General features: G+C 67.9%; 37 protein-coding genes. 3 read left to right on the plus strand and 34 right to left on the minus strand.

Translation table 11 applies throughout. The features are described 5' to 3' along the window. Nucleotide 1: 1 nt before the first annotated feature. Complete coding sequence (rpsI, locus tag ACFXJ8_RS02110) at nucleotides 2-526, minus strand: 30S ribosomal protein S9 (RefSeq protein WP_379641947.1); 525 nt, start codon at nucleotides 524-526, stop codon at nucleotides 2-4. 28 nt (nucleotides 527-554) lie between these two features. Further along, the gene (rplM, locus tag ACFXJ8_RS02115; RefSeq protein WP_379641948.1) at nucleotides 555-998 is read right to left on the minus strand and encodes a 50S ribosomal protein L13; all 444 of its coding nucleotides are present in this window, start codon (nucleotides 996-998) and stop codon (nucleotides 555-557) included. A 308-nt stretch (nucleotides 999-1306) separates the two neighbouring features. Here rplM and ACFXJ8_RS02120 point away from each other — a divergent pair, with 308 nt between their 5' ends. Beyond that, nucleotides 1307-2056: a CAP domain-containing protein gene (locus ACFXJ8_RS02120; protein WP_379641949.1), complete on the plus strand. Its 750-nt coding sequence runs from the start codon at nucleotides 1307-1309 to the stop codon at nucleotides 2054-2056. Between the two features lie 35 nt (nucleotides 2057-2091). Further along, complete coding sequence (locus ACFXJ8_RS02125; RefSeq protein ID WP_379641950.1) at nucleotides 2092-2895, plus strand: hypothetical protein; 804 nt, start codon at nucleotides 2092-2094, stop codon at nucleotides 2893-2895. A gap of 1595 nt (nucleotides 2896-4490) precedes the next feature. Here ACFXJ8_RS02125 and ACFXJ8_RS02130 read toward each other — a convergent pair. After that, a complete protein-coding gene (locus ACFXJ8_RS02130) occupies nucleotides 4491-4652 on the minus strand; it encodes a hypothetical protein (RefSeq protein WP_379641951.1) in 162 nt (53 codons plus the stop codon). Between the two features lie 823 nt (nucleotides 4653-5475). On the opposite strand from ACFXJ8_RS02130, the gene ACFXJ8_RS02135 reads away from it, so the two are divergent. After that, nucleotides 5476-6555 (plus strand): hypothetical protein, encoded by a 1080-nt coding sequence (locus ACFXJ8_RS02135; protein ID WP_379641952.1) that lies wholly within the window; start codon nucleotides 5476-5478, stop codon nucleotides 6553-6555. Here the strand turns inward: ACFXJ8_RS02135 and truA are convergent. The 31 genes from truA to rpsS form a co-directional block, all read right to left on the minus strand. After that, nucleotides 6545-7417: a tRNA pseudouridine(38-40) synthase TruA gene (gene truA / locus ACFXJ8_RS02140; RefSeq protein WP_379641953.1), complete on the minus strand. Its 873-nt coding sequence runs from the start codon at nucleotides 7415-7417 to the stop codon at nucleotides 6545-6547. The two genes, ACFXJ8_RS02135 and truA, sit on opposite strands and share 11 nt — an antisense overlap. Before the next feature lie 64 nt (nucleotides 7418-7481). Continuing rightward, nucleotides 7482-8024 carry a 50S ribosomal protein L17 gene (rplQ, locus tag ACFXJ8_RS02145; protein ID WP_379641954.1) on the minus strand — a complete coding sequence of 181 codons (543 nt, stop codon included), beginning with the start codon at nucleotides 8022-8024 and terminating at the stop codon, nucleotides 7482-7484. Between the two features lie 185 nt (nucleotides 8025-8209). Beyond that, complete coding sequence (locus tag ACFXJ8_RS02150) at nucleotides 8210-9226, minus strand: DNA-directed RNA polymerase subunit alpha (RefSeq protein ID WP_358143223.1); 1017 nt, start codon at nucleotides 9224-9226, stop codon at nucleotides 8210-8212. A 192-nt stretch (nucleotides 9227-9418) separates the two neighbouring features. Then, nucleotides 9419-10045, minus strand: a complete 627-nt coding sequence (gene rpsD, locus ACFXJ8_RS02155; protein WP_379641955.1) for a 30S ribosomal protein S4 — start codon at nucleotides 10043-10045, stop codon at nucleotides 9419-9421. Between the two features lie 20 nt (nucleotides 10046-10065). Continuing rightward, complete coding sequence (rpsK, locus tag ACFXJ8_RS02160; protein WP_020542285.1) at nucleotides 10066-10470, minus strand: 30S ribosomal protein S11; 405 nt, start codon at nucleotides 10468-10470, stop codon at nucleotides 10066-10068. Between the two features lie 45 nt (nucleotides 10471-10515). After that, the gene (rpsM, locus tag ACFXJ8_RS02165) at nucleotides 10516-10896 is read right to left on the minus strand and encodes a 30S ribosomal protein S13 (protein WP_379641956.1); all 381 of its coding nucleotides are present in this window, start codon (nucleotides 10894-10896) and stop codon (nucleotides 10516-10518) included. A gap of 189 nt (nucleotides 10897-11085) precedes the next feature. Then, nucleotides 11086-11199 (minus strand): 50S ribosomal protein L36, encoded by a 114-nt coding sequence (gene rpmJ, locus ACFXJ8_RS02170; protein ID WP_003956441.1) that lies wholly within the window; start codon nucleotides 11197-11199, stop codon nucleotides 11086-11088. 25 nt (nucleotides 11200-11224) lie between these two features. Next, a complete protein-coding gene (infA, locus tag ACFXJ8_RS02175; protein WP_012887858.1) occupies nucleotides 11225-11446 on the minus strand; it encodes a translation initiation factor IF-1 in 222 nt (73 codons plus the stop codon). Between the two features lie 198 nt (nucleotides 11447-11644). Then, nucleotides 11645-12349 (minus strand): class F sortase, encoded by a 705-nt coding sequence (locus ACFXJ8_RS02180; protein WP_379641957.1) that lies wholly within the window; start codon nucleotides 12347-12349, stop codon nucleotides 11645-11647. Further along, nucleotides 12346-12819, minus strand: a complete 474-nt coding sequence (locus ACFXJ8_RS02185) for a hypothetical protein (RefSeq protein ID WP_379641958.1) — start codon at nucleotides 12817-12819, stop codon at nucleotides 12346-12348. The genes ACFXJ8_RS02180 and ACFXJ8_RS02185 overlap by 4 nt, the downstream gene beginning before the upstream one ends. A 205-nt stretch (nucleotides 12820-13024) precedes the next feature. After that, nucleotides 13025-13435, minus strand: coding sequence for a hypothetical protein (locus ACFXJ8_RS02190; RefSeq protein ID WP_379641959.1), 411 nt, complete (start codon nucleotides 13433-13435; stop codon nucleotides 13025-13027). A 96-nt stretch (nucleotides 13436-13531) separates the two neighbouring features. Beyond that, nucleotides 13532-13921, minus strand: a complete 390-nt coding sequence (locus tag ACFXJ8_RS02195; RefSeq protein ID WP_379641960.1) for a DUF1707 domain-containing protein — start codon at nucleotides 13919-13921, stop codon at nucleotides 13532-13534. Between the two features lie 35 nt (nucleotides 13922-13956). Continuing rightward, the gene (gene map, locus ACFXJ8_RS02200) at nucleotides 13957-14766 is read right to left on the minus strand and encodes a type I methionyl aminopeptidase (protein WP_379641961.1); all 810 of its coding nucleotides are present in this window, start codon (nucleotides 14764-14766) and stop codon (nucleotides 13957-13959) included. 158 nt (nucleotides 14767-14924) lie between these two features. Continuing rightward, nucleotides 14925-15575: an adenylate kinase gene (locus tag ACFXJ8_RS02205; RefSeq protein WP_379641962.1), complete on the minus strand. Its 651-nt coding sequence runs from the start codon at nucleotides 15573-15575 to the stop codon at nucleotides 14925-14927. Then, nucleotides 15575-16891: a preprotein translocase subunit SecY gene (secY, locus tag ACFXJ8_RS02210; RefSeq protein WP_379641963.1), complete on the minus strand. Its 1317-nt coding sequence runs from the start codon at nucleotides 16889-16891 to the stop codon at nucleotides 15575-15577. Before secY ends, ACFXJ8_RS02205 begins: the two co-directional genes overlap by 1 nt. Before the next feature lie 171 nt (nucleotides 16892-17062). After that, the gene (rplO, locus tag ACFXJ8_RS02215) at nucleotides 17063-17518 is read right to left on the minus strand and encodes a 50S ribosomal protein L15 (RefSeq protein WP_379641964.1); all 456 of its coding nucleotides are present in this window, start codon (nucleotides 17516-17518) and stop codon (nucleotides 17063-17065) included. A 2-nt stretch (nucleotides 17519-17520) separates the two neighbouring features. Further along, complete coding sequence (gene rpmD / locus ACFXJ8_RS02220; RefSeq protein ID WP_020542293.1) at nucleotides 17521-17703, minus strand: 50S ribosomal protein L30; 183 nt, start codon at nucleotides 17701-17703, stop codon at nucleotides 17521-17523. 2 nt (nucleotides 17704-17705) lie between these two features. Beyond that, nucleotides 17706-18338, minus strand: coding sequence for a 30S ribosomal protein S5 (rpsE, locus tag ACFXJ8_RS02225; RefSeq protein WP_379641965.1), 633 nt, complete (start codon nucleotides 18336-18338; stop codon nucleotides 17706-17708). Between the two features lie 28 nt (nucleotides 18339-18366). Continuing rightward, a complete protein-coding gene (gene rplR, locus ACFXJ8_RS02230) occupies nucleotides 18367-18750 on the minus strand; it encodes a 50S ribosomal protein L18 (protein ID WP_379641966.1) in 384 nt (127 codons plus the stop codon). Between the two features lie 2 nt (nucleotides 18751-18752). Then, a complete protein-coding gene (gene rplF / locus ACFXJ8_RS02235) occupies nucleotides 18753-19295 on the minus strand; it encodes a 50S ribosomal protein L6 (RefSeq protein ID WP_379641967.1) in 543 nt (180 codons plus the stop codon). A gap of 18 nt (nucleotides 19296-19313) precedes the next feature. After that, nucleotides 19314-19712: a 30S ribosomal protein S8 gene (gene rpsH / locus ACFXJ8_RS02240; protein ID WP_157252527.1), complete on the minus strand. Its 399-nt coding sequence runs from the start codon at nucleotides 19710-19712 to the stop codon at nucleotides 19314-19316. Nucleotides 19713-19940: 228 nt separating this feature from the next. Beyond that, complete coding sequence (locus tag ACFXJ8_RS02245; RefSeq protein WP_358143244.1) at nucleotides 19941-20126, minus strand: type Z 30S ribosomal protein S14; 186 nt, start codon at nucleotides 20124-20126, stop codon at nucleotides 19941-19943. Between the two features lie 2 nt (nucleotides 20127-20128). Further along, on the minus strand, nucleotides 20129-20704 hold the full coding sequence (gene rplE / locus ACFXJ8_RS02250) for a 50S ribosomal protein L5 (protein ID WP_358143246.1): 576 nt from the start codon (nucleotides 20702-20704) through the stop codon (nucleotides 20129-20131). Beyond that, entirely contained in the window at nucleotides 20704-20991 is a 288-nt protein-coding gene (gene rplX / locus ACFXJ8_RS02255) for a 50S ribosomal protein L24 (RefSeq protein ID WP_379642062.1), read from the minus strand. The genes rplE and rplX overlap by 1 nt, the downstream gene beginning before the upstream one ends. Nucleotides 20992-20999: 8 nt before the next feature. Beyond that, nucleotides 21000-21371, minus strand: a complete 372-nt coding sequence (gene rplN, locus ACFXJ8_RS02260; protein ID WP_026214151.1) for a 50S ribosomal protein L14 — start codon at nucleotides 21369-21371, stop codon at nucleotides 21000-21002. Nucleotides 21372-21600: 229 nt separating this feature from the next. Further along, the gene (rpsQ, locus tag ACFXJ8_RS02265) at nucleotides 21601-21876 is read right to left on the minus strand and encodes a 30S ribosomal protein S17 (protein WP_379570568.1); all 276 of its coding nucleotides are present in this window, start codon (nucleotides 21874-21876) and stop codon (nucleotides 21601-21603) included. Then, nucleotides 21869-22105 carry a 50S ribosomal protein L29 gene (gene rpmC / locus ACFXJ8_RS02270; protein WP_379570566.1) on the minus strand — a complete coding sequence of 79 codons (237 nt, stop codon included), beginning with the start codon at nucleotides 22103-22105 and terminating at the stop codon, nucleotides 21869-21871. The genes rpsQ and rpmC overlap by 8 nt, the downstream gene beginning before the upstream one ends. After that, on the minus strand, nucleotides 22105-22524 hold the full coding sequence (gene rplP, locus ACFXJ8_RS02275; protein WP_358143252.1) for a 50S ribosomal protein L16: 420 nt from the start codon (nucleotides 22522-22524) through the stop codon (nucleotides 22105-22107). Before rplP ends, rpmC begins: the two co-directional genes overlap by 1 nt. Before the next feature lie 2 nt (nucleotides 22525-22526). Beyond that, complete coding sequence (gene rpsC / locus ACFXJ8_RS02280) at nucleotides 22527-23372, minus strand: 30S ribosomal protein S3 (RefSeq protein ID WP_379641968.1); 846 nt, start codon at nucleotides 23370-23372, stop codon at nucleotides 22527-22529. Beyond that, nucleotides 23372-23725: a 50S ribosomal protein L22 gene (rplV, locus tag ACFXJ8_RS02285; RefSeq protein WP_183650890.1), complete on the minus strand. Its 354-nt coding sequence runs from the start codon at nucleotides 23723-23725 to the stop codon at nucleotides 23372-23374. Before rplV ends, rpsC begins: the two co-directional genes overlap by 1 nt. 30 nt (nucleotides 23726-23755) lie before the next feature. Then, on the minus strand, nucleotides 23756-24034 hold the full coding sequence (gene rpsS, locus ACFXJ8_RS02290; RefSeq protein ID WP_327108825.1) for a 30S ribosomal protein S19: 279 nt from the start codon (nucleotides 24032-24034) through the stop codon (nucleotides 23756-23758).

Below are 24034 nucleotides of genomic sequence, written 5' to 3' on the forward strand. Positions count from 1 at the left end.
TTTAGCGCTTGCTGTACTGCGGAGCCTTGCGGGCCTTCTTGAGGCCGTACTTCTTCCGCTCCGTGGCGCGGGCGTCACGGGTGAGGAAGCCGGCCTTCTTCAGCGGCGGGCGGTTGTTCTCGACGTCGAGAATCGCCAGCGCGCGGGACAGGCCCATGCGGAGGGCACCGGCCTGGCCGGTCACGCCGCCGCCGTCGATGCGGGCGATGACGTCGAAGGCCTCCTCGGCACCGAGCACCACGAAGGGCTCGTTGACGATCTGCTGGTGGACCTTGTTGGGGAAGTAGGTCTCAAGCGAACGACCGTTGATCGTCCACTTGCCGGTGCCGGGGACGATGCGCACGCGGGCGATCGCCTCCTTGCGGCGGCCGGTGCCGTACGAGTTGCCCGTGGTGACGGGCTTGCGCACGGGAGCTTCGGCGCTGGCAGCGGACTCGGTGGTGTACTCGGACGGGAACTCCTCGGTGGAGAAGTCCTCCTGCTCGGCCTCGATCACGGCCGTCTCGACACCGGTGGGCTCAGCCACGGTTCTCCTCTAAATCTTTCGCGAACTACTACTGGGCGATCTGGGTGATCTCGAACGGCACGGGGCTCTGGGCCTGGTGCGGGTGCTCAGACCCGGCGTAGACCTTCAGCTTCTTGGCCATCTTCCGGCCGAGCGCGTTCTTGGGGAGCATGCCCTTGACGGCCTTCTCGACGGCGCGGTCGGGCCGCTTCTCCATCAGCTCGCCATAGGTCACGGAACGCAGACCGCCCGGGTAGCCCGAGTGGCGGTAGGCCTTCTTCTGCTCGAGCTTGTTGCCGCTCAGCGCAATCTTGTCGGCGTTGATGACGATGACGAAGTCACCGGTGTCGACGTGGTTGGCGAAGATCGGCTTGTGCTTACCGCGGAGCAGAGTCGCGACGTGGCTGGCCAGCCGGCCCAGCACCACGTCAGTAGCGTCGATGACGTACCACTGACGCTGGACGTCGGCGGGCTTCGGTGTGTACGTGCGCACGGTCGTAGCCTTCTTTAATCGCGTCTTCGGCGCTGTCGGAAGCGACAGCTCTATGGTCGGTCGGTGCGGGCGCACGACAGCCCGGACCTTCCGTCTCCAACCGATGGGAGATGACGCCGGACGCGCCGCGCATCGGTCACGATCGGACCGACTCGCATACAACGAACGCTTAGGTTACCGCCACTCGCGGACCTGGGTCAAAACGAGCGGAGAGCACCGCCGCACACTCTACCCGCGGCACGGTTCTGTTTCGTTTCGCTGTAACCCCTTCTCCGGCAATATCTCGCGTCCCTATCGTTGACTGCGGTATGTGGCAGACCCCTCACACCCGGCATCCCCAGCCCCGACCACGGCGCCGGAACCTCCTGGGCCTGCTGGCCTGCCTGCTGGCGGTCCTGTTCGCCGGCGTGCTCATCGGCAGGCTGTCCGTCGACCGCCTCGACGCCTCCGACCAGGTCTATCTCAACAACACCGCGCCACCGGCCGCCACGCCGACCCCGTCGGTCACGCCGTCGGCGAGGAAGCCGGGTTCGCGGGTGGAGAGCCGGCCCCGCCGTACGGTCAAGACCACACCGACGCCCAAGCCCACGGCGCAGGCGCGCAGGAAGCTGACCGAGGTGCCTGGCGAACTGCCCGGCGACCCCACCACCGTGCTCGGCGCACCGCTGCTGGAGATCTCCCCCGGCCTGGCCGCCCAGGCCGTCAGGCTCACCAACGCCGCCCGCGCCCGCAAGGGCTGCGCCCCGCTGCGCGTCGACAGGCGGCTGACCGCCTCGGCGCGCGCCCACTCGCTGGAGATGGCCGAGTCCGGCCTGTTCGCCCACGACTCCCCCGACGGCTCCTCGCCGTGGAAGCGCATGGAACGGGCCGGCTACCGCGACGGCGCGGCGGAGAACATCGGCCGCGGCTACTCCTCGGCGGAGGAGGCCGTGCGCGGCTGGATGGACAGCCCCGCGCACCGCCGTAACCTCCTGCATTGCGGCTATCGCGCCGTCGGCGTCGGCGTCGTGTCGGGGCCCGGCGGGCCGTGGTGGACGCAGGACTTCGGATTTTCGTGACCTCGCCGACGGTCAACCCCGGCTAATCTCGGCGCATGGGTTCCACCAAGAAGACCGACGAAACCCCCACCCAACAGCGCAGCGCGATGTGGAGCCCCTATGACGAGGGCCCGCGCTCGCGTACACCGCTGTGGTTCGCCCTCGGCGGCCTGGCCGTCCTCGGCGCGCTCGTGGCGGGCATCGTGGTGATGTGGAACAGCGCCGGCCCCGACCCGACGGCCGACCCCGTGGGCCGCGCCAGCGCGCCCGCCGTCGACCAGCCGGTCGCCCCGTCCGACAAGTACGGCTTCGCCGCCTCCCGCGAGAGCGACCCCGACACGCTCACGCAGAAGGAGCTCTTCCCCAAGAAGAAGTTCAAGGTCGACGGCCGCTCATATGAGGTGACGATCCTCAAGACCGACAAGAAGTGTGGGGACGCGGCCGAGGGCGACAAGCTCGACAAGGCGCTCAAGTCAGGCAAGTGCACGCAGCTCATCCGGGCCACCTTCAAGGACAAGTCCGGCAAGATCATCGGTACGGTCGGCGTCGCCAACCTGCTCGACGGCAAGGCGTCGGCGAAGGTCGCCGCCTCCGTACGCACCAAGGGCGAGAGCAAGCTGTTCGTGAAGCCGCTGGCGGGCAAGGACGACATCACCAAGTTCATCGGCGCGGGCGAGGCCAGCGTCCACGTGGCCACCCACGGGCACTACGCGGTCATGCTCTATGTCCAGTTCAAGGACGGCCACGAGCCCGACAAGAAGGGCGCCAAGCAGCTTTCCCAGGCGGGTGCCGACGTGACGAAGGCGACGGTGTACCCGGCACTCGACTCACGCTCGCTCAGCGGCCGACGGGCAGGCTGAAACCACCCAATTAGCGCTTGAAAGGGACGAACCACCCGGCCGATCCGCCCGAGAACACCCATACGGGCATGGCGATCTCGTGACTATGGTTAGGCTCCCCCTATGCGTGGCCAGGAATCTGGGTCTGAGCACGAGCGCGAAACGGACGGCTCAGCCGCACCGGCGACGCCACCGCCGAGTTTCGGCAGGCCGACGGTGCAGGCCCCATCAGCCTTCCAGGAGAGCGCCCACAGCGCGTCGCACGGCGACGCGCTGGCTCCTTTCGGCGACCTCTCCGCCGGTCAGGTGATCGACTCCGGTACGGCGTCGGCCCGACCGCCCATCCCCGTCTACCAGGGCCTGCCCCCGGACCTACCGGCCGCCGAGCCCGCCATGGCTCCTGACGCGGGCCACCCTCCCGTCGCCGGCAGCCCGTGGGCCCCCGATGCCACATCCGGGCCTGGAGCCCCCTGGTCGCCCGAGACCGCATCGGGATCCCAGTGGTCGCCCGAGAGCGCGCCTGGATCTCCGTCGACGCCTGAGGCCGCGTCCCCGTGGTCGCCCGAGACCGCATCGGGATCCCCGTGGTCCCCCGAGACCGCGCCTGGATCTCCGTCGACGCACGAGGCTGTCTCCGACGCGGGGCAGCCGCGGGTCGGTGACGACGCGGGACGGCCCTCGCCCGTGGAGGACGCGACGATCGAGCGCCCCAGGCCCGGCAGCCCACGGCCCACGTTCCCCGGGGTGCCTGCCGAGACGTGGTCGACCGCGGCCCAACCGTGGGAGCAGACCGAGGACGGCCAGCCCTACGACTGGTTCGCCGACCCCGAGCCTGGAGCGGAGACCCCGTTGGCTTCACCGCAGCCCGGCCCACCCACGTCACAGCCCGGCCCGCACGCGTCGCAGCCTGGCCCGCCCGCCGCGCCGTCCGGCTCGCACGCAGCGCAGCTTGGCTCGCCCGCGTTGCCGTCCGGGCTCCAGCAGGCCGCATGGGCAGCCCCCGGCGCCGCGCAGCCGCCTGCCCTCGGTGCTCCCGTGCCTCCCGGCGCGCCCTACCCCCCGCCACCCGGCGCCCCTCAACCCCTCATGCCCGGCGCCCTCCAGCCCCCTGCGCCCGGCCCGCTGATGCACGGCGTCCCGCAGCCCCCCATGCCCGGTACTGCGATGCATGGCATCCCGCAGCCGCCGGTGCCCGGTCCTGCGACGCACGGCGCGACTCCGCCCCCGTCGTTCGGCGCCCCGCACCCACCGCTGCCCGAGCCGCCCTCCCCCTGGGCCCCCGACCAGCCTCCCGCGCCTTGGACGCCGACGTCCGGAGAGGCACAGTCTCCTTGGGCGCCCTCACACGCCGATCAGCCCTCTCACGCCGAGTGGCAGCCACCGTCCGGGCCGCACCCCGACCAGCACCCGCAGACCGAATGGCAGCCACAGTCTGGGTCACACGCCGTCCAGCCGCCCCAGGCCGAATGGCAGCCGCCATCCGGGCCGCACCCCGACCAGCACCCGCAGACCGAATGGCAGCCACCATCCGGCCCGCACGCCGATTGGCAGCACCCGCAGGCCGATGCGTCCCACGCGGAGGGGCAGCCTTCGTCGGGCCCGCAGGCCGCACCCGCTCAGGCCGCGCCGGTCCAGCAGTCAGGGTCGTGGACGCCGTCTCCCGCCGCGTGGCAGACCGAGCCCGAGCAGGCCGACACCTGGCAGCCCCCGCAGGCCTTCACCGCGGCCGCCGCGGGCATGAAGGTGTGGCCGTCCTCCACCACAGACGCGCCGGCCATGCCCCCATGGCCGGCCGCCACCGGTGAGCCCCTCGACGACCACGACGGTTCGCAGGAGCCCCAGAACCTCGACCCGAACATGACGGTCGCGTTCGCCCACGCCGAACCCGGCGACGTCCCCGTCTGGCCCCCGCACTCATCGAACGAGGACCACCAGCCCGGCGACCGCATCCCGGATCTCCCGTTCGACAGCGCCACGTGGGGACGCACCAAGGGCGACGAACCGCCCGCCGACATCCTGGACGACGCCCCCACCGACCGCGCCACCACCCCGAGGCCGACCGACCCCGCCTTCGGCGGCTCACCGACCCCAGGCGCCCCCGACGCGAGCCCGCCCGACACAGGCGCACCCGGCGCAGGCGCACCCAACACAAGCTCGCCCGGTACGGGTGCACCCGGCGCAGGCTTGACCGGTACGGGCTCAGCCGGCGAGGACGCACCCAGCTTCGGCGGATCCGGCACAAGCTCGACGGGCACGGACCCGGCAGGCCCGAGCTCATCTGGCATGAGCTCGACCGACACGGTTTCGGCCAGCATGAGCTCGACCGGCACGGGTTCGGCTGGCATGAGCTCGACCGGCACCGACTCGGCCGACGAGGGCGCATCCAGACCCGGCAGACCCGACGCAGGCGCGGCCGACACGGGCTCGGCTGGCATGGGCTCGGCTGGCACAGGCGGGGCCGCATCCGGCGCAGGGTCACCCACCACAGGCTCGGCTGGCACGAGCGGGGACGCATCCGGCGCAGGGTCGCCCACCGCGAGCCCGCCCGGCCCTGGCACATCCGCGACCGACGTCCCAGGAGCCAACGCGTCGCCCAACGGCATGTCGCCCAACGACGCACTGGACGACCCCCCGTTCCCGACCGATGGAGCCCCGCTGCCCGCGATCCCGCCCCCATCCGGCCTCCCCGCGCATCCCGCCCCGCCCAGCAACGGCACCGGCCCCGGCGACGAAGCGCCGCCCGCCGTACCGACTGGACCGACCGGCTCCGGAACGGCGCCTGCCGTCCAGACCGGCAGTGGCGTGGTCCCCATCGTGCACACCGGCACCGGAGCGGCGCCCGCCGTACCAGGTGGAGTGCCTGCCGCCGACCTGCCGACGCCGCCGCACGGCGCTCCGGCGGCGGCCTTCGACCCGTTCTCGCCGATGCCGCAGGGCGGCATCGCGCCCCCGCCCGCCCCCCCCGTCAAGGAGCCGAGCAAGGGCAAGAAGGCGCTGATCGCCACCCTCGGCGTCCTCGTCGTGGCGGGGGTCGCCACCGGCGGCTTCTTCGCCTACCGATCGATGAGCACCGGGGAAAGCGCCGACCCTGGCGCGTCGGCGGTGCCCAGCGCGGTGCCGTCCGTCGCGGGCACCGACGACCCGCTGGCCAACTCGCTGCTCAACTCCGAGGGCACCGACCCGGAGAAGATGTCGATCAACGAGGCGTTCCCCGAGCAGAAGGTCGATCTCGGTGGTCGCGTCTATATGCGGGTGAAGGTCGACATGTCCGACAACTGTGAGCAGGCGGCCACGGGCCCGTTCGCCACAGCGCTGCGCGACCAGAAGTGCAGCCGGATCCTGCGGGCGACGTACGTCGACGAGAAGAAGAAGCACGCGGTCACCACGGGCATCGCCGTCCTGCCGACCAAGGAGGCAGCCGCGGCCGCCGACCAGGCGAAGGACCTCGACAAGAACCTGTGGTTCCGTCCGCTGCCCGGCTCGGCCTCCAGCGGCGCGCACCGGGTGCACATCGCGGGCGGCTATGCGGCGGGCCTGCTGTGGGGCCGCTACATCGTCTTCAGCTACGCGACGTTCGCCGACGGCCACACCCCGACCGCCAAGGAGAAGAGTCTGAGCGCCGTCAGCGGCGCCTTCCGCGACCACACCTCGCTGGTGCTGGAGCGCAGAATCACCGAGTGAGCGTGCGGACCCTGCGGGTCGCGGCCGCCCTGGCGGCCAGCTCCTCGTCCCGCGGGTAGCCGACCTCCTCCAGGCACAGGCCGTGCGCGGGCGCGACATGCACCCCCGAATCCCGTACGACTCCCGCCAGCACCAGCGCGGGCCACTCCACGGGCCGCCTGCCGTCTCCCACGGCGAGCAGGCACCCGACGAGCGCTCTGACCATGGAGTGGCAGAAGGCGTCGGCCACGACGGTCGCCTCCAGCACCCCGCTGGGGGTACGCACCCAGTCGAGCCGCTGCAGCTCCCTGATCGTGGTGGCGCCTTCCCGCTTCTTGCAGAAGGCGGCGAAGTCGTGCTCGCCGAGCAGATGGGCGGCTCCGGCGATCATCGCGTCGAGGTCGAGCGGGCGGGCGTGCCACACGATCTCGGCGCGCCGCAGCGGCTCGACACCGCCGGGCGCGTCATAGACGCGGTAGACGTACCGCCTGGAGAGCGCGGAGAAGCGGGCGTCGAAGCCCTCAGGAGCCACGCTGACGCGATGAACCCGCACATCCGGCGGCAGGACCCCGGCCAGCCGCCTCAGCAGCGTGGCGAGCCGCTCATCGACGCTCTCCTCGACGGCGGGCTCGCCCTTGCGGCGGTTGCGCTCCAGCTCGCCGAGCGCGGTCATCGGCAGGTCGACATGGGCGACCTGGCCGCGCGCGTGGACGCCCGCGTCGGTCCTGCCCGCCACGGTGAGCGAGACCTCGTCCAGCCTGAGGATCTTGCCGAGCGCGTCCTCGATCTCGCCCTGCACGGTGCGCCGTTGCGGCTGCCGGGCCCAACCGGAGAAGTCGGTGCCGTCGTAGCCGAGGTCGAGGCGGAGCCGTACCACGATCATCCCTCCAGGAAGAATGGGGAAGGCCCGGCACCCAGAAGGGTGCCGGGCCCATGGGCCTGAAAGATCAGGCCTCGTCCTTCTTCGCCTCGTCGGCGGGAGCCTCGGCGGCCTCCGCGGTCTCGGCGCTCTCCTCGGCCTGAGCCTCGGCGCTCTCCTCGGTCGTCTCCTCGACGACCTCCTCCACAGCCTCGGCGGCGGCCGGGGCGGCAGCGGCGGCGGGAGCCGTACGGCCGGTGGTGACCTGGTTCAGAGCCTCGGTCACCAGCTCGATGACCGCCATGGGCGCGTTGTCGCCCTTACGGTTACCGATCTTGGTGATGCGGGTGTAGCCACCGGGACGCTCGGCGAAGGTCGTCGCGATCTCGGTGAAGAGGTGGTGGACGACGCCCTTGTCCTTGACGACGGTCAGCACCTGGCGACGGTTGTGGATGTCGCCCTTCTTGGCCTTGGTGATCAGGCGCTCCGCCAGCGGGCGGACGCGCTTGGCCTTGGTCACGGTGGTGGTGATGCGACCGTGGCGGAACAGGTCCGTGGCGAGGTTCGCCAGGATCAGCCGCTCGTGAGCCGGGCTGCCGCCAAGACGTGCACCCTTGGTGGGCTTGGGCATTGCGTTCTCCTTGAGAGTGAACCCGCCCCGGCCGTGTCAGGTACCGGAGTCGAGCCGCCAGGCCGCCACGTGGGCGGCCCGCGATATATCCAGCTGGTTTCCCAGGACCCGGGTCATCCGGGACCGCGCAGGAGGAATCCTGCGCGGTTCGGGCGAGGGACGCGAAGCCCCTCGCCCTTGGTCTTCTAGTACTGCTCGGTCTCGACGTACGCGCTGTCGTCGTCGTCGTAGCCGCCGCCGGCCACCGCGCTCGGGTCGAACCCGGGCGGGGAGTCCTTGAGCGCCAGCGACATCTCGTGCAGCTTCTGCTTGACCTCTTCGATGGACTTGGCGCCGAAATTCCTTATGTCGAGCAGGTCCTGCTCGCTGCGGGCCACGAGCTCACCCACGGTGTGGATGCCCTCGCGCTTGAGGCAGTTGTAGGAACGGACCGTGAGGTTGAGCTCCTCGATCGGCAGCGCCAGGTCGGCCGCGAGGGCCGCGTCCGTGGGCGAAGGACCGATGTCGATGCCCTCGGCCTCGACGTTGAGCTCCCGAGCCAGCCCGAACAGCTCGACCAGGGTCTTGCCCGCGGAGGCCACCGCGTCGCGGGGCTTCATCGCGGCCTTGGTCTCGACGTCGAGGATCAGCCTGTCGAAGTCGGTGCGCTGCTCGACACGGGTCGCCTCGACCTTGTAGGTGACCTTGAGCACCGGGGAGTAGATGGAGTCGATCGGGATACGACCGATCTCCTGGCCCGGCTGCTTGTTCTGCGCGGCGGAGACGTAGCCGCGACCGCGCTCGACGGTCAGCTCCATCTCCAGCTTCGCCTTGCCGTTCAGCGTGGCGATGCGCAGCTCGGGGTTGTGCACCTCGACACCGGCCGGAGGCGCGATGTCGGCGGCGGTGACCTCGCCGGGGCCCTGCTTGCGCAGGTACATCACGACGGGCTCGTCGTGCTCGGAGGAGACGACCAGCTCCTTGAGGTTCAGGATGATGTCGGTGACGTCTTCCTTCACACCGGGAACGGTCGAGAACTCGTGCAGCACGCCCTCGATGCGGATGCTCGTCACCGCCGCGCCCGGGATGGACGACAGCAGCGTGCGACGCAGCGAGTTGCCGATGGTGTAGCCGAAGCCCGGCTCCAGCGGCTCGATGACGAACTTGGACCGGGTCTCGTCGATGGACTCTTCGAGAAGAGTCGGACGCTGAGCGATCAGCATGTTTCGGGATCTCCCCTTGTCGTGTGGCGCCCGCTATATGACACCACTCCGATAAACAGCCTAAATGGGGTACGGCATGCCGTACCCCATCCGACCCCGCCGGCCAGGAAACCCAGACCTTTGGGGAAGCCTGCGAGCGGCGGCGGCGAACCTGCGACAGGCACGCCGCCCCGTCTCGTCCAAGTAAAGGGCTTACTTGGAGTAGAGCTCGACGATCAGCTGCTCCTGCACCTGGGTGTCGATCTGCTGGCGAACCGGCAGCTGGTGAACCAGGACGCGGAGCTTCTCCGGCACGACGCCCAGCCAGGCCGGGATCGTCTTGTCGCCGGCGGTCGCCTTGGCCACCTCGTAGGGCAGCATGTTGACGGCCTTCTCGCGGACCTCGACGATGTCGTGCTCACGCACGCGGTACGACGGGATGTCGACCTTCTTGCCGTTCACCAGGATGTGGCCGTGACGGACCTGCTGGCGAGCGGCGTCGCGCGACTGGGCGAAACCGGCGCGGTAGACCACGTTGTCGAGACGGCTCTCCAGAATCTGGAGGAGGTTCTCGCCGGTCTTGCCGCCCTTCTTGTTGGCTTCCTCGTAGTAGTTGCGGAACTGCTTCTCGAGGACGCCGTAGATGCGGCGGGTCTTCTGCTTCTCACGAAGCTGGAGCTGGTACTCAGACTCCTTCGGACGGCCGCGGCCGTGCTCACCCGGCGGGTAAGGACGGATCTCGATGGGGCACTTCGCGGACTCACACTTGCTGCCCTTGAGGAAGAGCTTGGTCTTCTCGCGACGGCAGAGCTTGCAGTCCGCACCCGTGTAACGAGCCATTTCTCAATATCTCCTGGGTGTCAGACGCGGCGGCGCTTCGGCGGACGGCAGCCGTTGTGCGGAACCGGGGTCACGTCCTGGATGGAGCCGACCTCGAGGCCCGTCGCCTGCAGCGAACGGATCGCGGTCTCACGGCCGGAGCCGGGGCCCTTCACGAAGACGTCGACCTTGCGCATGCCGTGCTCCATGGCGCGGCGGGCGGCGTTCTCGGCGGCCATCTGAGCGGCGAACGGGGTGGACTTACGGGAGCCCTTGAAACCCACGTGGCCGGCGCTGGCCCAGGAGATCACATTCCCGTTCGGGTCGGTGATCGAGACGATCGTGTTGTTGAACGTGCTCTTGATGTGGGCGTGCCCGTGAGCGACGTTCTTCTTTTCCTTGCGGCGCACCTTCTTGGGCGCACCCTGGCGGCTCTTAGGAGGCATTCTTTGCCTTCACTCCTGAGGTCTTCGGTCCCGCGGCTGCGAGGACTACTTCTTACCGGGCTTCTTCTTACCGGCGACGGTCTTCTTCTTGCCCTTACGGGTGCGCGCGTTGGTCTGCGTGCGCTGGCCGTGGACGGGAAGACCCTTGCGGTGACGGATGCCCTGGTAGCAACCGATTTCGATCTTGCGACGGATGTCGGCCTGGACCTCACGGCGCAGGTCACCCTCGATCTTGAAGTTCGCCTCGATGTAGTCACGCATCGGGACGAGCTCCGCGTCGGAGAGCTGGTGCACACGGAGGTCGCCGCTGACGCCGGTGGCCTGGAGGATCTCCAGGGCGCGGGTGCGGCCGATTCCGTAGATGTAGGTGAGAGCGATCTCCAGCCGCTTTTCGCGGGGGAGGTCGACGCCAACCAGGCGAGCCATGGTCGGGCATTCTCCTTCACTGTGGCGGAGGTCTTGCGCCTCACTCCCCTCCCCATGCCCGGGGTGAGGGCCCCGGCCTCCGACCGGGGGTGGCCCACTTTCGTGGGTGTGACGCGCGATTACTGATTCAGGCTTGTCATGCGTCGAGCCCGCTCCCCTGGAGGGGCGGACTCGGAAAAGCCTTCGCGACTAGCCCTGACGCTGCTTGTGGCGCAGATTGTCGCAGATCACCATGACGCGACCGTGCCGGCGGATCACCTTGCACTTGTCGCAGATCTTCTTAACGCTCGGCTTAACCTTCATAGTCCTTCGTGATTCCTCAGACGTTTTACTTGTATCGGTAGACGATCCGCCCACGACTCAGGTCGTAAGGGCTCAGTTCCACGACTACCCGGTCGTCCGGCAGGATTCGGATGTAGTGCATCCGCATCCGTCCGCTGATGTGGGCCAGGACCTTATGGCCGTTGTCGAGTTGCACCCTGAACATCGCGTTCGGGAGCGACTCAACCACAGTGCCCTCGATCTCGATGGCGCCGTCTTTCTTGGCCATGTCCCTCGCGTTTCACTGATCGGTCGTCTGAGGTTTCGGATCACTAAGCAGCCGCGGCCATCCGCATCGAATGAGAGCGGCGGTCTGCAGGACCGCCAACACAGGATGGCCATAGTGAGCCGACTAAGGAGTGTACGACACCCGGCGGGAAAATGCGAAATGCACAAGCCAGGTGTCCTGACACAACCACAGCCAAGGTTACCTCAGATCCCCGGCTGCATAGGCCGCCCTGAACATCGCGTGGACGATGAGGTTGTCGGCATAGGACCGCGTCCGGCGGTCGAAGGCCCCTCCACAGGTCACCAGCACGAGCCTACGCTCGGCGGTGGCCCCGTAGACCTCGTCGGCGGGGAAGCTCGTCTTGGGCGCGCGCTCCGTCCGCTCGACGGAGAACACCGCCACCGTACCGTCGCCGCGCACCACGCCGACCACGTCACCCTTGCGCAGTTCCGCCAGGCGCGCGAAGACCGCCGGCCCCGTCCTGGTGTCCAGGTGCCCGGCGATCACCGCCGACCCTCTCTCCCCCGGCGTGGGGCCGCCGCCGTACCAGCCGGCGACCTCGGCATGATCCAGCGGAGGTACGGCCAGCTCCCCGCCGTCGCTCACGCCGAGCACCACCAGCGGCGCCTCGATCCCCAGTCGCGGGACGAGGACGTGCGTCGGCTCGGCCCTGCCCAGTTCCCCCGGCAGCGGCGCGGGCCACCGGTCGTCGAAGGCAGGTGCGACGCGCTCGTACCCGAGCTCGTCGAGCGCTGCGGGCGCTGCGGGCGCTGCGGGCGCTGCGGGCACGGAGGGCGCTGCGGGCGCGCATCCGCCCGACGCCGCCAGCGCGGCCGCCAGGACGACGTGCCCGCCCGGCCCCAGCGGCCGCCGACTCGCCGGGCCGGGCGGGCACGTGCTCACGGTGCGCCGTCGCGTCGCGGACGGCGCTTCCTCCTGGTGACGAAGGTCGCGGCACCGCCCACCGCGACAAGGACGGCCAGCGCCCCGGCCAGCCACGGCCCGCGGGACGGCTGAGCCGCCATCGTCAGACCGCCTCCACCGGTGTCCGGGCCCTTGACCGGGTGCTGCCCGGCCACCGTGAGGTAGCCGGTCGCGTCCGCGTCGGCGCAGCGCACGGTGACCGGGTACCGGTTCGGTTTCAGGTCCCGCCCCAGCGTGGTCGTGCCGCGCATCCGGCCGTTCGTCGGCGACAGGCTCACCGCGAAGCCGGGGAAGGCCTGCGACACGGCCCTCAGCCCCGCGGTCCCGAGGCAGGCGTCGGTCGTGACCGTCACCTGGGCACCGGGCCTGGCGGGGTTCGGCGCCACGGAGACATACCGCCCACCCTGCGGTACGGCTCCCGCCGTCAGTGACCCGATCGCCACCGCCATGATGGCGATCCTCGCCAACAGCCCGGAACACCGCCTCAGGCCCATCGTCCCCCCATTGCGATGGTTCCATCGTCAAAGATCATCTACCCTGCACGATCACCGCCAACTACGACCAGCGGTAAAGAGTGGATCTATTACCCGCCGTACCGGGACAGGCAACGGCGAAGGCCCGCCGGGTGACCGGCGGGCCTTCCTGGTGAGAATCTCAGTAGATGCGGTGCTTGCTACCGCAGTGCTCGAACTTCGAGGCGCCGTAGCACGTGTAGGTGTAGACCTTCTTGATGCCGTGGCCGCTCCAGCCGCTGGAGTGCTTGCCGTCCCAGCCCTGGGCGAACTTGTGCCACGTGCCGCCCTTGTAGTACTCGAACCACACGTAGCCGCGCTTGCCGCCGGATCTATCCACGCCGTACCACTTCGTGTAGACCTTGCCGTGAGAGCTGAAGGTCTTGCCGAAGGTGTAGGCCTTGCCGTCACCGGAGAAGTACTTGCCCCAGCTCCCGGCGGAGGCGGTCGTGACGGCCGGAGAGGCGGCGGTGGCCGCCTGGACGGCGGGGGCGATGGCCAGGGTGGTGATGGCCGAGCCCGCGATGGCTGCTGCTGCGAGAATCTTGCGCATTTCTTCCTCCTGTGAGTGATGTGCCACTCACGTTAGGAAGCCGCCGCCACGCGTTCCGCGCACAAATCCACACAGTGCATTAGTGCACAGATGGGGCTATTTCCGATTAGTGCCGAAAATCGTACTAACAAGGAGCAAAGCGCCCCACGGACCGGCCACCCACATCGGCCAGAAGTAGCCGCCGAAGTCGGTCAGCAGCCAGATCACCGAGGTCACCGCGACGGCCGACGCCCACGCCGCCCAGGCGCCCTTCATCCCGGCGTGCATCCCCGCCTGCGAGGACGTGGTGGCGGGAAGCTTGGCGGCCTGGGCCCGCAGGTCGACCTCGGGAAGGTCGGCGGTCACCCTGGCGAGCTCGCCGTAGGTCTTGCTCTGGTAGACCTGCTCCAGCCGCTCGTTGAACTCCTCGACCGTGATCCGGCCCTGCGCCGTGTGTTCGCGGAGGATGGCTGCCACCCGATCGCGGTCGACGTCCGATGCACGCATTTCGGGGCTCTGCGCCATCCCCACCACTTCCCGCCTCAGTCCAGCAGTTGCGACAGGCGCTCCTTGCCCCCGTCGAGGGCGGTAAGCACCCAAGGTCCATTATGTGTCACCGCGACGCTGTGCTCGAAGTGTGCGGACGCCTTTCCGTCGATCGTCACGACGGTCCAGTCGTCGTCCAGCACGCGGGTGCGGGGCGTACCCAGGTTCACCATGGGCTCGATCGCCAGGCACATCCCCACCTCGAAGGCCGGGCCGCGACCAGGACGCCCGTGGTTGGCCACCCAGGGGTCCATGTGCATCTCGGTGCCGATGCCGTGCCCGCCGTACTCCTGCGGGATGCCGTACCGCCCCTGCGACTTGACGTACTTCTCGACCTCGTAGCCGACATCCGACAGGTGACGGCCGACCGACAGCGCGGCGATGCCGCGCCACATCGACTCCTCCGTCACCCGCATCAGCTCCGTCAGCGCGGGGGCGACCTCCCCCACCGGTACGGTCACCGCCGAGTCGCCGTGCCACCCGTCGAGGATGGCGCCGCAGTCGATCGAGATGATGTCGCCCTCGCGCAGCTTGCGCTCGTTCGACGGGATGCCGTGCACGACCTCGTGGTTGACCGACGCGCAGATCGTCGCGGGAAAACCCTGGTAGCCCTTGAACGACGGGATCGCGCCCTCGCCCCTGATCGCCTTCTCCGCGATGGCGTCCAGGTCGAGCGGCGTCATGCCCGGCTCCACCGAGCGCTTCAGCAGGTCCAGCGTCCGCCCGACCACCAGACCGGCCGCGCGCATCTTCTCCAGCTGCTCCGGCGACTTGATCTGGATTCCATGCCTGTTCTTCTTGAACAAGTTCGACACCCCCCAGGGTGGTTCAACGGGCAAACACTGGAGCCCAATTCCCCCACAGTGGGCTTGATCCCGCAATACGCATATGAATCACGCCACCACTGTTATTGGGCATGAATAACGCCGACCCTGATCAACAGGGCCGGCGTCTTCGGTTCTCGCTACCCGGCGTAGGGCCGGATCTCCTTCATCGCCCGCTGGGTGATCTCCTCGACGGGACCGGTCGCGTCGACCCCGACCAGGAGGCCCTCGTCGGCGTAGAAGCGGATCAGCGGCGAGGTCTGCTCCTGGTAGACCTCCAGGCGATGCCTGACGGTCTCCTCCTTGTCGTCGTCACGCTGGAACAGCGTGCCGCCGCAGGCGTCGCAGATGTCGTCCCGCTTGTTGTCGAACTCGACGTGCCAGATGCGACCGCACTGACTGCAGGTGCGCCGTCCGGCCAGCCGGCGGACGACCTCCTCGTCGTCGACCACGAGCTCCAGGACCAGGTCGAGCTTCTGATCCCAGTCCTTCAGCATGTCGCGCAGGATCTCGGCCTGCGGGACGTTGCGAGGGAAGCCGTCGAGCAGGAAACCATCCTGCGCGTCGTCCTCGGACAGCCGATCGCGGACCATGGCGATGGTGACCTCGTCGGGCACGAGGTCGCCACGGTCCATAAAGGTCTTGGCGAGCTTGCCGAGCTCCGTGCCGCCCGAGACGTTGGCACGGAAGATGTCACCTGTCGAGATCTTCGGGATGGACAGGTTCGATGCGATGAACTGGGCTTGTGTCCCCTTACCCGCTCCGGGGGGCCCGACCAGAACGAGACGCACTACCGCAGGAAGCCTTCGTAGTTGCGCTGCTGCAGCTGGCTCTCGATCTGCTTCACCGTGTCAAGGCCGACACCAACCATGATCAGGATGCTCGTCCCTCCGAACGGGAAGTTCTGGCTCGCCCCCGCGACCGCCAGTGCGACGATCGGCACCATCGAGATGAGACCGAGGTAGAGCGCACCGGGCGCGGTCAGGCGGGTCAGAACGAAGTTCAGGTACTCGGCCGTGGGCCGACCCGGACGGATGCCCGGGATGAACCCACCGTACTTCTTCATGTTGTCGGCGACTTCGGCGGGGTTGAAGGTAATCGACACATAGAAGTAGGTGAAGAACACGATCAGCGCGAAGAAGGTGATCATATAGACCGGCGTGTCACCCGTGACCAGGTTCCGCGAGACCCACTCGACCACGGGGTTGACGTCCTCCGCGGTGGCGTTCGCGAACAGTGACACCAGCAGCTGCGGCAGGTAGAGCAGCGACGAGGCGAAGATGACCGGGATGATGCCCGCCTGGTTGACCTTCAGCGGGATGTAGGTCGAGGTGCCGCCGTACATCCTGCGGCCGACCATGCGCTTGGCGTACTGCACGGGGACCCGGCGCTGCGCCTGCTCGACGAAGACCACCGCGGCGATCATGAAGATACCGACCACCAATACCACGGCGAAGGTGAAGGGGTTGGCGCGGAAGATGTTCATCAGCTCGGACGGGAAGACCGCGACGACCTGCGTGAAGATGAGGATCGACATGCCGTTGCCGACACCGCGGTCGGTGACGAGCTCGCCCAGCCACATGATGACCGAGGTGCCCGCCGTCATGATGATGACCATCGTCACGATGCTGAAGACGTTGTCGGGATCGAGCAGCACCTGCTGGTTGCACTGCGGGAACAGCTGCCCGGTGCGCGCCAGCGCGATGAACGCGGTCGACTGCAGGATGGCGAGGCCGATGGTCAGATAACGCGTGTACTGCGTGATCTTCGTCTGCCCTGCCTGGCCCTCCTTCTTCAGGGCTTCCAGGCGCGGGATCACCACGACCAGCAGCTGAAGAATGATGCTCGCGGTGATGTACGGCATGATGCCCAGCGCGAACACCGACAGCTTCAGCAGAGCGCCGCCGCTGAACAGCTGCACCATGCCGTAGATGTTGCCGGACTCACCGGCCTGGGCCTGTGCGAGACAGGCGCGAATGTTCTCGGTGTGAACACCCGGAGTCGGAAGAACCGAGCCGAGGCGGAACAGCGCGATGATGCCCAGAGTGAAGAGCAACTTCTTGCGCAGGTCCGGCGTCCGGAACGCCCGGGTAAACGCGGTCAGCACGGTCCCTCCAGCACGCCGTGAAGGCGGTATGGGTCTGCGATGGTGCGGGGATCAGCCATCTGAGTCTCAAGGTCAGGCGTCGAGCAGGACAGAACCCTGCCGTCTCGCGAACTCTAACGCACTACAGGCACGGGAGCCCATTGTCAGGACCCCCGTGCCTAGTAATGGCACTTACAGCTCGGTAACGGACCCACCGGCAGCGGCGATCTTCTCCTTGGCGGAACCCGAGAAGGCGTGAGCCTGCACGTTCACCGCGACGGAGATCTCGCCGGTACCGAGGACCTTGACCGGCTGGTTCTTGCGGACAGCGCCCCTGGCGACCAGCGTCTCGACGGTGACCTCGCCACCCTCGGGGAACAGCTCACCGATCTTGTCCAGGTTGACGACCTGGTAGGTCGTCTTGAACAGGGCGTTGGAGAAGCCCTTGTACTTCGGCAGACGACGCTGCAGCGGCACCTGGCCACCCTCGAAACCGAGAGGGACGGTGTTGCGCGACGTCGTGCCCTTGGTGCCACGACCGGAGGTCTTGCCCTTGGACGCCTCGCCACGGCCCTTGCGGACCTTGGCCTTGTTGGCGCCCTTGGCGGGACGCAGGTCGTGGATCTTCAGCGGAGCCTTGTCAGTCATGACTAGTCGACCTCTTCCACCTCGACGAGGTGCGTCACCACGGCGACCATCCCACGGATCTCGGGACGGTCCTCCTTGACGACGACATCGCCGATTCGCTTCAGGCCAAGCGAACGCAGCGAGTCGCGCTGGTTCTGCTTGCCACCGATCTTCGAGCGAACCTGAGTGATCTTCAGGCGTGCCATGACTAGCTCACCGCCTTAGCCGCGGCAGCGGCCTCGGCCAGGCCCTCGGCGCGAGCCTTGAGCATCGCCTTCGGAGCGACGTCCTCGATCGCCAGGCCACGGCGGGCGGCGATCGCCTCCGGCGTGGACAGGCCCTTCAGCGCCGCCACGGTGGCGTGCACGATGTTGATCGGGTTGTCCGAGCCGAGCGACTTGGACAGCACGTCGTGGATGCCGGCGCACTCCAGAACGGCGCGCACCGGGCCACCGGCGATCACACCGGTACCGGCGGAAGCCGGACGCAGGAAGACGACACCGGCCGCCTCCTCACCCTGCACGGTGTGCGGGATGGTGCCCTGGATGCGGGGAACGCGGAAGAAGTGCTTCTTCGCCTCCTCGACACCCTTGGCGATGGCCGCGGGAACTTCCTTGGCCTTGCCGTAACCGACGCCGACCAGGCCGTTGCCGTCACCGACGATAACCAGGGCGGTGAAGCTGAAGCGACGACCACCCTTCACGACCTTGGCCACTCGGTTGATCTTCACTACGCGCTCGATGTACGAGACGCCCTTGTCGGCGGCGCCGCCGCGGCGATCGTCACGACGGTCCCGCCGCTCGCCACCGGTGCCGCCACCGCGACGCGGAGCTGCAGCCATCAGTGGTTCCTCTTCTCAGCAGTTGCCATCAGAATTCGAGCCCACCTTCGCGGGCGCTGTCCGCCAGAGCCGCGATACGGCCGGCGTACCGGTTGCCACCACGGTCGAAGACCACGGCGGTGATCCCGGCTTCCTTGGCCCGCTGAGCGAGGAGCTCGCCGACCTTCTTGGCCTTCTCGGTCTTGTCGCCCTCGGCAGTGCGCAGGCTGGCGTCCATGGTGGAGGCGCTGACCAGCGTGTGGCCGACGGAGTCGTCCACGATCTGCACGAACAGGTGACGGGTCGAGCGGTTGACGACCAGGCGCGGACGCGCGGCCGTACCGACAACCTTCTTGCGGACGCGGCCGTGACGGCGGGCCCGCGAGACGGTGCGAGCAGCCGTGTGCTTGCTGTACGCAGTCTTGGGAGCCATGCCTACTTACCAGCCTTTCCGACCTTGCGGCGGATAACTTCGCCCTGGTAACGCACGCCCTTGCCCTTGTACGGGTCGGGCTTGCGCAGCTTGCGGATGTTGGCGGCGACCTCGCCGACCTTCTGCTTGTCGATGCCGTCCACGTGGAACAGGGTCGGCTTCTCGACGCGGAAGGTGATGCCCTCGGGGGCGTCCACGATCACCGGGTGGCTGAAGCCCAGAGCGAACTCCAGCTGCGTCGGGCCCTTGGCCGCGACGCGGTAACCGACACCGACGATCTCCAGGGTCTTGGAGTAGCCCTGGGTGACACCGGCCACCATGTTGGCGATCAGCGTCCGAGAAAGGCCGTGCAGAGCGCGGACCTTGTTCTCGTCGTTGGGCCGGGAGACGGCGATGGTGCCGTCGTCGTCGCGAGCCACCGTGATGGGCTCAACGACCGTGTGCGAAAGCGTGCCCTTCGGGCCCTTGACCTGGACATCCTGGCCGTCGATCGTGATGTCGACGCCGCTCGGTACAGGGATGGGCAGCCGTCCGATTCGCGACATGCTGTAGTCCTCCCCTCGTTACCAAACGTAGGCGAGGACTTCCCCGCCCACACCACGCTTGCCGGCCTGCTTGTCGGTCATGAGGCCACCGGACGTCGAGATGATCGCGACGCCCAGTCCGCCCAGGACTCGAGGCAGGTTGTCCTTCTTCGCGTAAACACGCAGCCCGGGCTTGGAAACCCGGCGCAGCCCCGCGAGCGAACGCTCACGGCTCGGCCCGAACTTGAGCTCCACCACGAGGTTCTTGCCAACCTTGGCGTCCTCGACGGTCCAAGACTGGATGTAGCCCTCCTGCTGGAGGATCTCGGCGATGTGCGCCTTGATCTTGGAATACGGCATGGTCACGGAGTCGTGATATGCCGAATTCGCGTTGCGCAGACGCGTGAGCATGTCTGCGATCGGGTCGGTCATCGTCATGGCCAACGGCCTTCCTCGCCGCGGTATCCAGTCGGTGAAGCCGTGCTCTACCGGTGGACCTTCGGCGCGGTCATGGGCGCCTCGAACGGCGCCCCGTTGATATTTCTCGTACGGCTCGGCGGGGACGGAACCCCGAAGCCTCTGATAGGACGCGCGAAACGCCCTACAGAAGGATGCCATCTCCCGCGAGGTGCTCCCTCCATGAGAGGGAGCACCCGCGGGAGGATGTCACCAGCTGGACTTGGTGATGCCCGGCAGCTCGCCCCGGTGCGCCATCTCGCGGAAGCAGATGCGGCACAGGCCGAACTTCTTGTAGACGGCGTGCGCACGCCCGCAGCGCGAGCAGCGGGTGTAGGCGCGAACCGCGAACTTCGGCTTGCGCGCCGCCTTCACCTTCAGAGACGTCTTAGCCATGCTCAGGCCTCCTTGAACGGGAAACCGAGAAGCTTCAGCAGCGCCCGGCCCTCATCGTCGTTCTTCGCCGTGGTCACGACCGTGATGTCCATGCCACGCGGACGGTCGACCTTGTCCGGGTCGACCTCGTGGAACATGACCTGCTCGGTCAGACCGAAGGTGTAGTTGCCGTTGCCGTCGAACTGCTTGGGCGACAGGCCGCGGAAGTCCCTGATGCGGGGCAGCGCCAGCGAGAGCAGACGGTCGAGGAACTCCCACATGCGGTCGCCGCGCAGCGTGACGTGCGCGCCGATCGGCATGCCCTCACGCAGCTTGAACTGCGCGATGGACTTGCGGGCCCTGACGACCGCGGGCTTCTGGCCGGTGATCGTGGTGAGGTCACGGACAGCGCCCTCGATGAGCTTCGAGTCGCGAGCCGCCTCGCCGACGCCCATGTTGACCTTGATCTTGGTCAGGCCGGGCACCAGCATGATGTTCTCGATGCCGAACTCGTCACGAAGCTTCGCGATGATCTCCTCGCGGTACTTCGTCTTGAGGCGCGGCGTGGGACGCTCGGTCTCAGTAGTCGTGGCAGTCATCAGTTGTCCTCACCCGACTCGTCGGCCTGGTCGGCCTTCTTGGCAGGCTTCTCGTCATCCTTGAGCTTCTTCACGTTGCTCACGTGGATGGGAGCCTCCATGGTCTCGACGCCGCCCTGCTTGGCGCCGCGAGGACCGTTGAGGTTCTCCTTCGAGTGCTTCTTGATCATGTTGACGCCCTCGACGACCACGCGGTCCTCGCGCGGGTTCGTCGAGATCACACGACCCTTGGCACCCTTGTCCTTGCCGGCGATGACCTGAACCAGGTCACCCTTCTTCACGTGCAGCTTCGTCATCACAGCACCTCCGGCGCGAGCGAGATGATGCGCATGAACTTCTTGTCACGCAGCTCACGGCCCACCGGGCCGAAGATGCGGGTGCCACGAGGGTCACCGCTGTCCTTGATGATGACGGCGGCGTTCTCGTCGAAGCGGATGTAGGAGCCGTCAGGACGGCGGCGCTCCTTCACCGTACGGACGATGACCGCCTTGACGACGTCGCCCTTCTTCACACCAGTGCTGCCGGGAAGTGCGTCCTTCACCGTGGCGACGATGACGTCGCCGATTCCCGCGTAGCGTCGACCCGAGCCACCGAGAACGCGGATGCAAAGGATCTCCTTGGCACCCGTGTTGTCGGCGACCTTGAGTCGCGACTCCTGCTGGATCACGTCAACTCCTGTTGGTCTCCGCCGGTTCTCATCGCTGAGCCTGGCGGAACTCTGAGTGGTCTTGGTCCTCCGGCTACAGCCCCGAAGGGGCCGCACCGCAGGCGACGCGAGGGCTTGTCCCGGGCGCCGTGCTCGGTGGCACGGTCACCGCGAGGAGCCCCCGTGTCCTTGGACACCGTCATGGGGGGTGTCTCCACCCCCCACGAGGCGCGCATCTATACGGAAGACCTTACTTGGCCTTCTCAAGCACCTCGACGACCCGCCAGCGCTTGGTGGCGGACAGCGGCCTGGTCTCCATCAGGAGAACGCGGTCGCCGACGCCGCAGCTGTTGGCCTCGTCGTGCGCCTTGTACTTGGTCGTACGGCGGATGACCTTGCCGTACAGCGGGTGCTTCACGCGGTCCTCGACGGCGACGACGACGGTCTTGTCCATCTTGTCGCTGACGACCAGGCCCTCACGGGTCTTGCGGTAGTTCCGCGCGCTCTTCTCGGTTGCCTCAGACATCGCTCGTCTCCTTCTCGACCGTGACGATTCCGAGCTCGCGCTCGCGCATCACGGTGTAGATACGGGCGATCTCGCGGCGGACGGCGCGCAGCCGCCCGTGGCTCTCCAGCTGACCGGTCGCCGACTGGAAGCGGAGGTTGAACAGCTCCTCCTTCGCCTCCTTCAGCTTCTGAACCAGGGTGTCCTGGTCCTCGAGCCGCAGCTCTCCGGCGGTCAGGCCCTTAGCCATCACGCCTCACCCACTTCACGCTTAACGATTTTGCACTTCATCGGAAGCTTGTGGATCGCACGCGTCAGCGCCTCACGAGCGATGGGCTCGGCGACGCCGGACAGCTCGAACATCACGCGACCAGGCTTGACGTTCGCGATCCACCACTCCGGCGAACCCTTACCGGAACCCATGCGGGTCTCGGCGGGCTTCTTGGTGAGCGGACGGTCGGGGTAGATGTTGATCCACACCTTGCCGCCACGGCGGATGTGACGGGTCATGGCGATACGAGCCGACTCGATCTGGCGGTTGGTCACGTAGGAGTGCTCAATCGCCTGAATGCCGAACTCGCCGAACACAACCCTGGTGCCGCCCTTGGCGGCTCCGCTGCGGTCGGGCCGGTGCTGCTTGCGGTGCTTGACCCTGCGCGGGATCAGCATGGTCAGCTCCCTTCAGCACCCGGCTGCGCAGCCGGGCCGGTCTCGGGGGCAGCCTGGGAGGCAGCCTCAGTCCTGGGGGCACGGTCTCCACGGCCGCCGCCACCGCGGCGGGCGCCACCGGCGCCACCACGACGGGGACGCTCGCCGCCACCACGACGGTCGTCGCGGTCACGACGCTGGCCGGCGCGAGCACCGGCGGCAGCCGCCTCACGCTCGGCGCGGCTCGTCGGAGCCTCACCCTTGTAGATCCACACCTTCACGCCGATGCGGCCGAAGGTGGTACGGGCCTCGTAGAAGCCGTAGTCGATGTCCGCGCGCAGCGTGTGCAGCGGCACCCGGCCTTCGCGGTAGAACTCCGACCTCGACATCTCGGCGCCGCCGAGACGACCGGAGCAGGCGACCCTGATGCCCTTGGCGCCGCTCTTCATCGCCGACTGCATCGCCTTGCGCATGGCACGGCGGAAGGAGACACGGCTGGAGAGCTGCTCGGCCACGCCCTGCGCGACGAGCTGGGCGTCGATCTCGGGGTTCTTGACCTCGAGAATGTTGAGCTGGACCTGCTTCTTGGTCAGCTTCTCCAGGTCACCGCGGATGCGGTCGGCCTCGGCGCCGCGGCGGCCGATGACGATGCCGGGACGCGCGGTGTGGATGTCGACCTGAACGCGGTCGGTCGTACGCTCGATCTCGACCTTGGAGATGCCGGCCCGCTCCATGCCCTTCTGCAGCATGCGACGGATCGCCACGTCCTCGGCGACGTACGACTTGTACAGCTTGTCGGCGTACCACCGGCTCTTGAAGTCGGTCGTGATGCCGAGGCGGAACCCGTGCGGGTTAACCTTCTGGCCCACTATCGGGTCCTTCCCTTCGGCTCGCGGGACTCCACGATCACGGTGATGTGGCTCGTCCGCTTGTTGATCCGATAGGCGCGACCCTGGGCACGCGGACGGAACCGCTTCAGCGTCGGGCCCTCGTCGACCCACGCACGGCTCACGACAAGCGTCTGCGGGTCGAGCTTGAAGTTGTGCTCAGCGTTCGCCATCGCGCTCGAGAGCACCTTGTAAATCGGCTCGCTCGCTGCCTGGGCAGCGAACTGCAGCACGGCCTGCGCCTCCGAAGCGGGCAGCCCGCGAATAAGGTCCACCACGCGGCGGGCCTTCTGGGGCGTGACACGGACGAACCGCGCCTGAGCCCTGGCTTCCATCGCTTACTCCTCTGATGCTTCTGAAGGCGCTTACCGCCGGCTGCGGCGGTCTTCCTTGACGTGGCTGCGGAAGGTCCGCGTGGGGGCGAACTCACCGAGCTTGTGACCGATCATCGACTCGGTGACGAACACCGGGACGTGCTTGCGGCCGTCGTGAACGGCGATCGTGTGACCGAGCATGTCGGGCACGATCATGGAACGCCGCGACCACGTCTTGATGACGGTTTTGGTGCCCTTCTCGTTCTGGGCGTCCACCTTCTTCTGAAGGTGGTCGTCCACGAAGGGACCCTTCTTAAGGCTACGTGGCAT

The sequence above is a fragment of the Nonomuraea sp. NPDC059194 genome (genome assembly GCF_042754765.1).
GTDB lineage: Bacteria > Actinomycetota > Actinomycetes > Streptosporangiales > Streptosporangiaceae > Nonomuraea.